Below are 13,054 nucleotides of genomic sequence, written 5' to 3'. Positions count from 1 at the left end.
TTACCCGGCCTTAATTAATTGGAATAAGCAGGGCGGGTGAAGTCTTCAGGCTTCAGTTGCCCTGAAATGATTGCTTTTATTGTAAAAGCATTTTTCTCTATCAGCGCCAGGCGCTTTTTCAATAAAAACCATCTCGGATAATTCATCCATGCTTGAAGCTAATATCAAATCCCAACTTTCCGCCTATTTAGAAAAACTGCAATTCCCGATCGAGCTGATTGCCTCTTTAGATGAAAGCAGTACGGCGATAGAAATGAGCAGCCTGCTGCAAGAGATCACTGAGCTGTCAGATAAAATCACGCTGCGTTTTGATGATGCTGCGCTTAAGCCTTCTTTTGGCATTGCCCGTTTAGGGGAAGAGGCCCGTGTGCGTTTTGCCGGGATTCCGATGGGGCATGAATTTACCTCCTTGGTACTGGCTTTACTGCAAGTGGGGGGGCATCCGCCCAAGATTGAAGCGGCGCTGATCGAGCAAATTAAAGCCTTGCCGGGTGAGCTGCATTTTGAAACATTTATTTCACTTACTTGCCAGAATTGCCCGGAAGTAGTGCAATCGCTCAATCTGATGGCGGTACTTAATCCAAAAATCAGCCATGTCATGATTGACGGCGCGTTATTTCAGGATGAAGTGAACGCCCGGCAAATTATGGCCGTGCCTTCGGTGTACCTGAATGGTGAAGCCTTTGGCCAGGGCCGCATGGGGATTGAGGAAGTGGTTGCCAAGCTTGATACCGGCTCGGTAGAGCGCCAGGCGGAAGCGATTTCAGCTAAAGATCCGTTCGATTTACTGGTGATTGGCGGCGGGCCGGCTGGTGCGGCAGCAGCGGTGTATGCGGCGCGTAAAGGTATTCGCACTGGTGTGGTGGCCGAGCGTTTTGGTGGTCAGGTGCTGGATACCATGAGTATCGAAAACTTTATTTCGGTGCAGGAAACCGAAGGTCCCAAGCTGGTGATGGCGCTGGAGCAGCATGTAAAGCATTACGATGTAGATATTATGAATCTGCAACGGGCTGAATCACTCAGCCTCGATGAAAATGGCATCAGCCAGATTCGTCTTGCCAGTGGTGCCACTTTGAAAAGTAAGTCGGTGATTATTGCGACCGGTGCGCGCTGGCGTGAAATGAATGTGCCGGGAGAAAAAGAATATCGTGGCCGCGGTGTGGCGTACTGCCCGCACTGCGATGGCCCTTTGTTTAAGGGTAAGCGCGTGGCCGTGGTGGGTGGTGGTAATTCCGGCGTAGAAGCTGCGATTGATCTGGCCGGGATTGTAGAGCACGTTACCCTGCTGGAGTATGGTTCCGAGCTGCGCGCCGATGCAGTATTGCAGAAAAAACTCTATAGCCTGCCCAATGTGGTGGTGCTAAAGCAGGCGCAAACCACCGCCGTACTGGGTGATGGGCAAAAGGTCAGAGGCTTGCAATATACCGATCGCCAGAGTGGTGAATCGCATCAGGTGGACTTGGCTGGGATTTTTGTGCAGATTGGTTTACTGCCCAATACAGACTGGCTGAAAGGCACGCTGGAATTAAGCAAACATGGTGAAATTGAAGTGGATAACCGTGGACAAACCTCTTTAGCAGGTGTGTTTGCTGCAGGGGATGTGACGACCGTGCCATTTAAGCAAATCGTTATTGCAATTGGTGATGGGGCAAAGGCTTCGCTTGGCGCATTTGATTATTTAATGCGCAGTTAAAGTCGTTAATTAGTAAAACAGCCGCGAAGACTCTATGGGTTTTCGCGGCTGTTTGCATATCAGGCGATGGTATACACCTGTTGATTGAATAGCTTGCTGGCTTTTATGCGCCAGTAAAGGACGGCAGTTTTACTTAAGTGAATAGGGGCAGCGCCCTAAGCTCTGTATTATTTTTTCAGCCAGCTCTCAATTTTAGCGATGATTTCCTTATCATCCGGCTCGGTGAGCGAGCTATATGCGCTTACTGTTTTACCGTCGGGAGCGATCAGGTATTTGTAGAAATTCCATTTGGGTGTGGTGTCTGATGCACGACTTAATCGTTGAAAGAGGGGATTGGCGTTTGAGCCGCGTACGCTGGATTTTTCCAGCATCGGGAATTTCACAAAGTAAGTCAGGCGGCAGAAATCGCCTATTTCTTTATTGTCGGTTAGTTCCTGTTTGAAATCATTGGAAGGAAATCCCACAACCAATAAACCTTGTTCCTTATATTTGGCATAAATTTTTTCCAGTTTTTCAAATTGCGGGGTAAAGCCACATTTACTGGCCGTATTGACGACCAGGATAGGTTTGCCGCTATAGCTGCAAAGATCAAAAGCTTCCCCTTTTAGTGTTTTGCTTTGGTAATCCAGCAGCGGCGGGCAGGCTGCCAGGCTCATTGAGCTGCAAAAAGCAAGCAGGGCGAGAATACGCATGGGCTTATCCTTGGGTTATTTTGTGATGGGGTATGCCGGAGAATGAGGTTATTTTTGATTATGACACTGCGCCGGGGGGCAGGAGTAAATACCGGATGCACAGCCTGCGCAGAAAAAGGCAATAAGCTGCTTAGCACTAGCCTGTTTTGGGCAACCGTATTGGTGGTAATTGGGGTTAAATATCGAGTAAATTCATGCTGTTTAGCTCGCTGCAGCTTTGTTTAAATAGTAATTTTAATTGTGCTATCTCATCATTTATTTCTTTCGGGCTGTACTCGTTTTTTTCCATTTTGGCGAGCTGGGCGCCAAGTGACATTGCCCCTACGGTGTGGGCAATAGCTTTAAGGCGATGGCATTCCAGTTTAATTAGTTCTGCATTATTACTATTTAATGCCTGGTCAATCGTTGTTAGCCCTTCTTGTATTGCCTTGGCAAAGCGTGTGCAGTATTTTCGCTGGCGTTCTAAATCATCTCCCAGCATGTTTTGCAATTCCTGGGTATTGATCCATTGGCCGGAATCGGGCGATATTATCGGCTTAGTGTCTAAAAAAGTGGAGCTTTCAATATCGCCCTGTTTTCTAAAACAAATCATAAGCGTCAGATAAAGTTTTTCTGCCTGTACAGGCTTGCCAATAAATTGACTCATTCCCGCCTCGGCACAGCGCTGACGATAATCGGACGAGATATTAGCTGTCATAGCAATAATTGGAATATGGTCGAACTCCGGATTTTTTCTTAAAGTTTGACTGGCTGTAATGCCATCCATTTCTGGCATTTGCACATCCATCAAAATGGCATCAAATTTATACTGGCTGGCTAACTGAATGACTTCCAGACCATTATTGGCAAGGATAACTTTTGCACCTTTTATTTCTAATAACTCGCTACCAATTTGCTGGTTAAAACTATGATCATCAGCCAGTAAAATAAGCTTATCTTTGAAAAATAGCTCATTATTTTTATTCTCATATGGCATAATCAGCAGCGATGGATCTGTTTCTGCCTGTGCCAGGGTAATATGAAAAGTAAATTCGCTACCCTGGCCTAATTCACTTTTCATGGATAATTCTCCACCCATGAGCTGTACTAACTGACGGCTAATTGCCAGGCCTAATCCGCTGCCACCATATTTACGGGTAATGGAATTATCTGCCTGTTGAAAAGATTGAAACAGTGATTCTTGCGCCTCGGGGCTGATGCCAATACCTGTATCACTAATGCTAAATTGCAGGGTGTAATCGCTGCTATATTGGAGTACAGCCAGTGTGATTGAGCCTTGCTCGGTAAATTTAATTGCATTACTGAGTAAATTAAGCAGTACCTGTTTAATGCGCAAATCATCACCATGTAAGGCAATGGGGACTTGCTTATCGATCCGTATATTCAGGCTCAGGCTTTTTTCCAGGGCTTTATGCTGAATGAGCTCGGTAACATGTTGAATAAGTTCGGATAAATTAAAATCTACAGTATTTAAATCAAGTTTACCGGCTTCTATTTTTGAAAAATCAAGAATATCATTAATTAAATCGAGCAGCAGTGTTCCTGATAAAGTGATTTTATGCAGATAATCACGTTGTTTCGGGTTTAATTCGGTAAGCTGTGCCAGGTGAGTCATGCCCAGTACGCTGTTAAGCGGAGTACGAATTTCATGGCTCATATTGGCTAGAAATGCACTTTTGGCCTGATTGGCATTTTCAGCCTGCAGCTTGGCGGCTTCTAATTCCTGTGTTCGTTCAATAACGCGCAGCTCCAGGGTGGCTGCAAATTGCATTAACGCATCATCAAGTAATTTACGCTCGGTAAGATCCCGTATCATTGCAGTGAAAATGGGTTGTCCATTGTTTTCCAAATAAGAAATCGCAATTTCGGCAGGAAACTCGTGCCCTTCTTTATGTTTGGCCAATACCGGCCGTACCGAGCGGCCGCGCATTTGCCGCGGGGTTTCCTTTTTTTTAGCAAATTGCAGCATTTCTTCCCGGTGTGCAATTGCAAGATCTATTGGCAGCAAACATTCAATGGGCAGCCCCAGGATATTTTCTGCCGAGTAGCCAAATAATTTCTCTGCTGCGGGATTAAATAAGATGATATTAAATTGAGCATCTGTGCTTACGATGGCATCCATTGCTGTATTAATCATGCCGACGAGCTGTGCCTGTTTGTTTAATCGTTCTGCTTCCGAGTTTTTTCTTTCAGTTATATCGCGGGTAATTCCGATATAGTTACTTATTTTTCCATATTTGTTAAATACTGGTGAAATGCTAAGGTCATTCCAGAATGGTTTCCCATTTTTATGGTAGTTAATTATTTCTCCATTAAATTCTTTTCCGGAGTCAAGGGCATGACGAATTGCGATGATGGTTTCAGGGCTGGAGAGCGGGCCTTGTAGAAAATTGCAATTACGCCCAATAAAATCCTCCGCACTAAAGCCTGTAATGGCAAGTAAGGGCTGATTGGTGGAAATAATATTGCGATTGGCATCGGCAATGAGTACTCCCTGTGAGATGGCTTTCAGGGCTGCATCGCTTAATCTTAGCTGCTCTTGCCCTTGCTTAATTGTAGTGATATCTGTAAGCAGGACAAAAAAACCTTGAATCTCGCCCGCTTGCAGATGGGGAATATATTGAGCTAACAGGTAGATTGTTTTGCCATCGGGTTTTAGTAAAGTGCGCTCATAGTGCTGCTCTTTACCTGCCAAGGCGCCATGAACGTAATGCTGGATGGTTTGAAACAGCTCAGGGCCGAGTAAATCCTGCATAGCGATATCGTTGATTTGGGCTGCGCTATGATCAAACCACTCGCAATAGGCTTTATTGGCAAAAGCACAATGCAAATCTGGGGTCCAGTAGGCCAGCATACTTGGAATATTTTCGGTAATGGCCCGGATAAATGATTCGCTTTGTTTTAGCGCATCTTCCCGTTTACCCAGAGCGGCCAGCAGAAGGTTAAAACTGTTGAGTAGCTGGCCAATTTCATCATTTCTGGTAATGGGAAGCGGGCAGGGGGAGGCGTCACTGACTGCCATGCTATTAAGGCGCTGAACCGCAGTATGCAAAGGAGACAGTTGCTGTTTTAAGATCCATGCAATTAATAGGGAAGCGAGCAGTGTCATACTCAGGGTGACGAGCAGAATATGTTCCACGGCTTGTTTTACGGGGAAGAATGCTTCGACAGTGGGCAAGGTGGCGGCAACATACCAGCCGGTAACCGCGACTTTTTTGACAGAAACAAGTACTTCGGTATGTAGGGCGTTGATAAAAGTACCTGATTGCTCTTCACCTTGCATAAACAGCTCAAGGATGTGACTTGCACTGATGGAAAACGATGGCTTCATGGTGAGGTTTTTGTCTGAAGCCGCGATAATTAAGCGCTGCTTCGGGGCGATTAAGGCATAGCTACCGGTTTTTCCATTGTGATTTTTAATTTTTTCATCAATAAAGTTCGGTTTGTGCAGATTAATGACCCCGGATAAGGTGGCGATAACCTGCCCGTAATCGTTTCTGACCGGAACGGTGATGACAAAGATGGGAGCCTGTTGCAAGTTGTCTGTTTGCGGAAGGGAAACCGTGCTGATTCCCTGTCTCATGGCCTGCGTGACGGATGACTGATACAGGGTATAAGTGATTGGCCGCCTGGCAAGCGATAAGGAGGGGATAGGCAGTTTGTTTGCCGGGATACTGAGGTAGCAGCCTGTGTTGAACAATTCTTGCAGCACACTCTGGTTTTCAAGCTCAATTTGGAGCGCTTGCGGGGTTTTTAAGGATTGTGGTGTTACTTTGATTGTAAAGTGGTTAAGTGCATTTATGCCTTCCTTTAAATGATGGTCAATATCATTAGCAATAATATTGGCACTGGATAGTTGCTGATTGCTGACCAGATGCTGCATTTCTTTTTGAAAAATGCGCTTGGCATAAAATGTCAGCAGCAAAATTGTGACAACAAAGAGCAGCAGCATCAGCAAGGTGACCCTACTTTGCAGTGAGTGCAGTGGCCTCCAGTTTAAGATCATATTTGATATCAACTTTAAGTAAGTGTGCTCTGTACGGTGCACATCATGTGAATTGTCGTTTGCAAGCGGTACGAATTCGTTACTTAAGCGTTGTTGATGGTATTTTGGAGCGCTTTGATTGCATTACTGAGCTGATCCTGAAAATCGGCATCGGCAATGATGGTGTTTGATACCTCTTCCAGCCCGTGGCAGACAATATTGACGAGCGAGCTTTCCTGGCGTTCGGTGAGCTGCAGCCCGACCAGGGCGGCCTCGATACGGGAGGTGATGTTGTTTAGGATAATGGCAATGGAGGTGCGGCCTTCTCTTTGTTTCTGATCAATTTGGCTAAGTGCCTGTGTGAGCGATTTAATGGTGGCGGCAATGGTAATATCGCGCTCCCTGGTTTTCATCATAATATTGAGCGCTTCCAGCCGGTATTCGGTTGATTCGATCAAAATGGCCAGGTTATCGCGTAAACGGCCGCAACGATCATCATCATGTTCGGGCATATTGCTGATCAAAACCCGGATATGCGGGTAGGTAATGGCCATCCGGCTTTTAAACTGGGTGATCCGGTCCATGGTCGACATATGGTGCATGATGGAGGTTTCAAGCGCGCTGGCCGGCCCGCGGGCATTGATGGCGATAGAGCTGCCTTCAGACAGAATCAGCTCTACTACGCTATCTACTTCAAACAAGGTAATTGCACTGATGAGGGCCTGGGCTAAATCAAGTGGCACACTGCAATTATTAAAACGTTTAATTCCCTCAATCAGTAAACTTGTTTCACTCATGCTCACCATCGCCAGCATGGCGGTGTTGGTGGCATATTGAGCCTGGGATTTTAATTGCTGGCGCTCTTCAATCAGCTGCAGCACATGAGCTACTTTGGCTTGCAGTACCTTGGGGTTGGTGGGTTTGAGTACGAAATCTTCACCACCTACATCAAAGCCTTGCAGCCGGTCTTCGATTCCATCTAGCGCCGATAGAAAAAGGACCGGTGTATCGCTAATATCGAAGTCATTTTTAATTTGGCGGCATAATTCATAGCCGTCCATTTCCGGCATTTTTACATCAGCGAGCACCAGTTTTGGGCGTTGCTGCTGTACAAGTTGTAAAGCAGTTTTGCCGTTTTCTGCGGTAATTACATTGCAGGTTTCGCTTAAGGCATCAAAGATAAAATCAAGCATAAAAAGATCATCGTCGACGATGAGCACCAATGGCTTGTCATTCATAATACGGGGTCCTTAGGGATGAGTGTTTTAAATTGGATATGGCAAAAATCTGAGTGATCCGTGCTGCTTATTCAGAGCCGGGCAGATCGCTTTCCCACCTTTTTTTCCAGAGCATAAACTCATCAGCAGGCATAGGATGACCGATCAGGTAGCCCTGCACTTCGTGGCAACCAATGTTTGAAACTAAATCCCAGTCGGCCTGTGTTTCTACCCCTTCGGCGACCAAATTAAGTGAAAACTTCCGGCCTAAATCTGCGCTATGCTCCAAAATGGTCCGGGCGGAAGCATCTTGGGTTGCGCCGCTGACAAAGGCTTTATCAATTTTTAATTCGGTAAACGGAATTTGAATCAGGTGCTCCATGGTTGAAAAACCCGTGCCGAAGTCGTCCACAGAAAGGCTAAAGCCCATAATTCTTAGGCGGGTAAGGATATCCAGGCTAAGCACATAATCATGAGTAAGCTGGGTTTCGGTGATTTCCAGCGTAATAAGATCAGGGGTGATATTATTTTCGCGCAGCACATCCTGAAACAATTCCGGCAGCTCCAGTCGGTGCAGATTGCCCATCGACACATTGATTGACAGCTTGATATGCTCGCCCTGATCAAGCCATATTCGTAACTGGCGGCTGGCTAGTTTGAGTACACAGAGAGTGAGATCATCAATGAGGCCCAGAGTCTCAATGGCGGGAACAAATAAGTGTGGGCCAAGTAATCCGCGCTGTGGGTGACGCCAGCGGGCCAGGCTTTCGGCTCCTATTACTTTGCGCTGGCCGGTACTCACTTTAGGCTGGTAATAGAGCTCGACTTCTCCCTCTGCAAGGCCTTTGCGTATTTCTTCTTCCTGCAGCTCCAGCTGGGGGAGGTGATTTCCTTTCTTCTGATCCTGGCTGACATGAGCGGGGTGAAGCAATAATATTTGCGCCAGCTCTTCTTTTTTTACCGGTTTGGTGAGGGTGCCACCCAGCTTTAGGTGAAAAGAGTGGGCCAGTCGTTTTGCCGCTTTTAATACCTGCTCGTCCATGGCAGAAAGGATGGCGATATAGCCTTCGTATTGCAGTAAGCCTAGCTGGCGCAGAAAAGTAACACCATCCATATCGGGCATTTGTAAATCGCAGAAGATCCAGTCGGGCTGGGGCTGCCGGGCAAGTCTTGCAAGTGCATCTTTTGCCTTGGGAAACAAAAGGACCTGGCTGATTCCTAGATCATTTAAATGTTGCTGAATGATTTCCAGCATAAAGTCATCATCGTCGACCAGTAAAATGCAGAGCGTGCTTTTCTCCGGCATGTGAAAGGGCGTGGAACAGGGGGTGGTTTGCATATCAAGCAGACCTTTTTGCTGCAAGGATTCGCAGCTTTGCCGAAATAACTGCTGCAGTAGCTCGATGTGCTCTAATTGCTGCTCCGGTGGTATGTTCGGGTCCAGTTTTTCCATTATGGAAAGTTGCCTGCCCAGCTGTATTGCACCAACTGTGCGGGCGATTGACTTTAGACGATGGCATTGTGGCCCCGTCTGATTTTGTTTTTTATGGGCTTGTTGAATATTGCTTAGTCCTTCCTTAAAAGAATGAACAAATTTTGTACAGTATTTTCGCTGGCGTGCGGGATCTTCTCCCAGCATATTGTGAAGCTCTGCCAGATTGATGAGCGGGGCCGATTGCTCACTTATAGAAGCAGGGGACTTTTCTTGCTGTGGAAGGGGTTGGGTTTGTGAAGGCATGAGTGCTTCCGGCCCTAGCCAGTAGGCCAGCGTCTGGTAGAGTTTTTCTGCGTCTATCGGTTTGCCGATAAAGTCGTTCATCCCTGCATCAAGGCAGCTTTGGTGGTGCTCGCGTGAAACATTGGCTGTTATGGCGATAATAGGGAGGGATTCGAAAGCCGGTGTTTTCCGGATTGCGATGCAGGCAGAGATACCATCCATTTGTGGCATTTGCATATCCATCAAAATGGCGTCGAAATGGTATTTTTTTGTTAATTGCAGCGCTTCAAGCCCATTGTTGGCGGTGGTAACTTCTGCTCCGGCTATTTGTAATAATTCGGCTGCAATTTGCTGGTTAAACGGGTGATCGTCTGCCAGCAAAATGTGTTTTCCTACCAGACAATGATCACTCGTGCTGTGGCGATGATGGTTGGAAGAGGGGGCTTGCGTATTAATGACGGGGTGCTGGCTGAATTTAAACTCGCTTTCTCTGCCCGGCTGGCTGCTAACGGTTAATTTCTCTTCTGCAGGCCGAACCATACTGATTTGCAGTTTGCCGGCCTCAATTTTTGAAGAATCGAGAATGTCATTCATCAGATCGAGCAGATGGCCGGCCGAGAGCGTGATTTTGTTCAGATAATCACTTTGTTTTGCATCCAGAGGGGTGAGCTGGGCCAGATACGCCATGCCCAATATGCTATTGAGCGGCGTGCGGATTTCATGCCCCATCAGGCTAAGAAATGCATTTTTAGCCTGATTGGCGTCTGTTGCCGAATCGATCATGCCAGCCAGCTGCAGCCAGCTGGCCGGGTTTTCTTGCGATTGCTGCTGCTCAGATCCGCCCAGATCAATAAGGGTGATGAGCAGTGCCTGATCAAGCACAAATGGCAGCGGACTCTGGCTGACTTTAACCGTTTTGTAGCTCCCATCTTTACAGCAAATATGTGTCTCTAAAGCCGGGAAGATGTTGTCAGAGCTGAGCGGATCATGGTACAGGCCTTGATTAAATACCCACTGCCGGTATTCTGGCACGGGCAGAGCCAGGCTCCACCAGTCATTTAACAGAGGTATATCGGTAAGTTGATAACCAAAGCAGCTGCTAAATGCCGGGTTAAGGTAAATGAGTTTGCCTTGCTTATCGAAAATTGCATTGGAAATGGAGGCCGCTTTGATCGGGGTGTGGTAGTGCAGCGGGGGGATGTGATTAAAGGTAAGCTCTTCCATGCTGCCGATATAGCCGCTGATCTGGCCATGGGCATCTGGGAGCGGGCGGGCTTTTGTGCGTAAATAGCATATCTGCTGATCGGCTCGCAAAATACGAAAGGAAAGTTCAAAATCAGTTTGAGTAGCCATTGCCTGTAGCCATTGCCCGTGTACCCGCTCACGGTCATCCGGGTGCAGGTTTTTAAGCCACCCATCGCCAGCGCAGTCTTCAGCAGAGAGGCCCAGCATGGTTTGTAAGGCCGAGTTTGTATAACGGCATTGCCCGCTTGAATGACAGAGATAAATGCCGCAGGGGATCTGATCAATCAATTGCAGCTGGGCTGTGTCATGAAATACTGCAGGCATTTGAGGGCACCTCCTGAGTGGTTTTGTTATTTCCTTTTAATAGCTTAGGTTAGTCTTGAAAAGCTTCAAGCTACTTGTAATTTAATTCCGTAGTAACGGTATGTTTTAAGAAATTTTTGTAACAAAAAATGTATTATTTATGTAAGTATTTGGCAGAAATTAAGTGCTTTTGTTTTAAATGGAGTTTGTACGGGCGTAAAAAAACCCGGCAACCAAGCCGGGTTTTTAAGCTGTAACAGTTACTTTTTTTTCTGTGGTGGCAGATCTGTACATACACCTTTGAATGCTTCGGCTGCCATACCAATCGATTCGCCCATGGTCGGGTGAGGGTGGATGGTTTTGCCGATATCTACGGCATCGCAACCCATTTCGATGGCAAGGCAGATTTCACCGATCATATCGCCAGCGTGCGGGCCAACAATTGCGCCGCCGATGATTTGCTTGGTGTCCTGATCAAAGATCAATTTGGTAAAGCCTTCGTCGCGGCCATTGGCAATGGCACGGCCCGATGCCGCCCATGGGAATACGCCTTTGCCGTAGTTGATACCATTTTTCCTGGCCTCATCTTCGGTTACCCCCACCCAGGCGACTTCCGGATCGGTATAGGCCACACCCGGAATCACGCGGGCATCAAAAAAGGCTTTGTGGTCCGCTGCGTTTTCGGCCGCAACGTGCGCTTCGTGCACGGCTTTGTGCGCCAGCATCGGCTGGCCAACCAGATCGCCAATCGCAAAAATATGCGGCACATTGGTGCGCATTTGCTTATCAACAGGGATAAAGCCTCGATCAGTCACAACTACGCCGGCGTTTTCTGCGCCCACTTTGCCGCCGTTAGGCACACGGCCTGTTGCATGCAGCACGAGGTCGTAGCATTGAGGCTCTGCAGGGGCGTTGTCGCCTTCAAACGTTGCCCAGATACCGTCTTCTTTCGCTTCTAGCGCTACGGTTTTGGTCTTGAGCATGATGTTGTCAAAGCGGTGGGCATTCCATTTTTCCCATACTTTAACCAGATCGCGATCCGCGCCCTGCATCAGGCCATCGAGCATTTCTACTACATCAAGGCGTGCGCCCAGTGTGGAGTAAACCGTACCCATTTCCAGACCAATAATCCCGCCGCCTAAAATCAGCATGCGTTTGGGTACGGATTTGAGCTCCAGTGCGCCGGTTGAATCCACTACGCGCGGATCGTTCGGTACAAAAGGCAGCTTAAATACTGAAGAGCCAGCAGCAATAATTGCTTTCTGGAACTTGATGATTTTTGTGGCCCCAGTGACTTCTTTGCCTTCACCTGACGTGATTTGCACTTCCAGATGGTGCGGGTCAATAAAGCGGCCAATACCACGTACAAATTCCACTTTACGCGCTTTGGCCATACCGGCCAGACCACCTGTGAGCTTGCCAATGACTTTTTCTTTAAAGTCACGCAGCGCGTCGATATCGACTTCTGGCTCGCCAAATTTAATCCCGTTGGCCGCTAGGTGTTTTACTTCGTCGATCACTGCGGCATTGTGCAGCAGTGCCTTTGACGGAATACAACCCACATTCAAACACACACCGCCAAGCTTGGAAAAACGCTCAACCACGATGGTTTTCATACCAAGGTCTGCCGAGCGGAACGCGGCGGAGTAACCACCGGGGCCACCACCGAGCACCACCATTTCGCATTCATAGTCGGCAGTGCCGCTATAGATCGGGCCGGCAGCGGTGCTATGGCTGGCTGCTACAGGTGTGGTTTGTGGTGCTGCAGGTGCCGGGCTTGGTGCTGCAGCCGGGGCAGATGCTGCTGCAGTTGTGGCAACTTCCATCACTACCAGCAGGCTGCCTTCGGATACTTTGTCGCCCACGGCAACTTTAACTTCTTTAATTACACCGGCGTGGGTGGAAGGCACTTCCATCGTGGCTTTATCGGTTTCCAGAGCAATCAGGGATTCTTCAACGGCTACCGTGTCGCCGGCTTTCACGAAGACTTCGATGATATCCACATTGTCATGGCCGCCGATATCGGGGACTTTAATTTCAATCAGATTACTCATCATTCATTCCATTTGGTCAATGGTAGGGAGTGCACCATGCTCTGGTTCACTCCCTACAAAAGGATTGAAAACCCAGACCTTGAACCACGGAGAACACGGAGTTTCACGGAGACAAAAAAGACTGAGGGTTTTCTCCGTGTTGCTCCGT

7 protein-coding genes are annotated in these 13,054 nt (G+C 47.6%); 1 reads left to right on the top strand and 6 read right to left on the bottom strand.

Going from position 1 to position 13,054, the window contains the following annotated elements:
• Nucleotides 1-14: 14 nt before the first annotated feature.
• The gene (locus EJO50_RS17610) at nt 15-122 is read right to left on the bottom strand and encodes a 3,4-dihydroxy-2-butanone-4-phosphate synthase (protein WP_164521480.1); all 108 of its coding nucleotides are present in this window, start codon (nt 120-122) and stop codon (nt 15-17) included.
• A gap of 26 nt (nt 123-148) precedes the next feature.
• On the opposite strand from EJO50_RS17610, the gene ahpF reads away from it, so the two are divergent.
• Nucleotides 149-1,693 carry an alkyl hydroperoxide reductase subunit F gene (ahpF, locus tag EJO50_RS09610; RefSeq protein ID WP_125973680.1) on the top strand — a complete coding sequence of 515 codons (1,545 nt, stop codon included), beginning with the start codon at nt 149-151 and terminating at the stop codon, nt 1,691-1,693.
• A 167-nt stretch (nt 1,694-1,860) separates the two neighbouring features.
• Here the strand turns inward: ahpF and EJO50_RS09605 are convergent, their stop codons facing one another.
• From EJO50_RS09605 to lpdA, 5 genes are all read right to left on the bottom strand, one after another.
• Nucleotides 1,861-2,385 carry a glutathione peroxidase gene (locus tag EJO50_RS09605; protein WP_125973678.1) on the bottom strand — a complete coding sequence of 175 codons (525 nt, stop codon included), beginning with the start codon at nt 2,383-2,385 and terminating at the stop codon, nt 1,861-1,863.
• A gap of 175 nt (nt 2,386-2,560) precedes the next feature.
• Nucleotides 2,561-6,337 (bottom strand): PAS domain S-box protein, encoded by a 3,777-nt coding sequence (locus EJO50_RS09600; protein WP_164521479.1) that lies wholly within the window; start codon nt 6,335-6,337, stop codon nt 2,561-2,563.
• Nucleotides 6,338-6,474: 137 nt separating this feature from the next.
• Nucleotides 6,475-7,608: a response regulator gene (locus EJO50_RS09595; protein WP_125973674.1), complete on the bottom strand. Its 1,134-nt coding sequence runs from the start codon at nt 7,606-7,608 to the stop codon at nt 6,475-6,477.
• Nucleotides 7,609-7,675: 67 nt separating this feature from the next.
• Nucleotides 7,676-10,873 carry an EAL domain-containing protein gene (locus EJO50_RS09590; RefSeq protein WP_125973672.1) on the bottom strand — a complete coding sequence of 1,066 codons (3,198 nt, stop codon included), beginning with the start codon at nt 10,871-10,873 and terminating at the stop codon, nt 7,676-7,678.
• 239 nt (nt 10,874-11,112) lie between these two features.
• Nucleotides 11,113-12,906: a dihydrolipoyl dehydrogenase gene (gene lpdA, locus EJO50_RS09585; RefSeq protein ID WP_125976407.1), complete on the bottom strand. Its 1,794-nt coding sequence runs from the start codon at nt 12,904-12,906 to the stop codon at nt 11,113-11,115.
• Nucleotides 12,907-13,054 lie beyond the last annotated feature (148 nt).

It is taken from the genome of Iodobacter ciconiae (assembly GCF_003952345.1).
GTDB lineage: Bacteria > Pseudomonadota > Gammaproteobacteria > Burkholderiales > Chitinibacteraceae > Iodobacter > Iodobacter ciconiae.
Note: the sequence above shows the minus strand (reverse complement) of the source record. Positions and strands in the feature narration are given on the sequence as shown.

What these genes read in the sequence shown, in the direction of transcription:
- ahpF (WP_125973680.1), top strand. Translation starts at nt 149, where the DNA reads ATGCTTGAAGCTAATATCAAATCCCAACTTTCCGCCTATTTAGAAAAA.
- EJO50_RS09605 (WP_125973678.1), bottom strand. Translation starts at nt 2,385, where the DNA reads ATGCGTATTCTCGCCCTGCTTGCTTTTTGCAGCTCAATGAGCCTGGCA.
- EJO50_RS09600 (WP_164521479.1), bottom strand. Translation starts at nt 6,337, where the DNA reads ATGCTGCTGCTCTTTGTTGTCACAATTTTGCTGCTGACATTTTATGCC.
- EJO50_RS09595 (WP_125973674.1), bottom strand. Translation starts at nt 7,608, where the DNA reads ATGAATGACAAGCCATTGGTGCTCATCGTCGACGATGATCTTTTTATG.
- EJO50_RS09590 (WP_125973672.1), bottom strand. Translation starts at nt 10,873, where the DNA reads ATGCCTGCAGTATTTCATGACACAGCCCAGCTGCAATTGATTGATCAG.
- lpdA (WP_125976407.1), bottom strand. Translation starts at nt 12,906, where the DNA reads ATGAGTAATCTGATTGAAATTAAAGTCCCCGATATCGGCGGCCATGAC.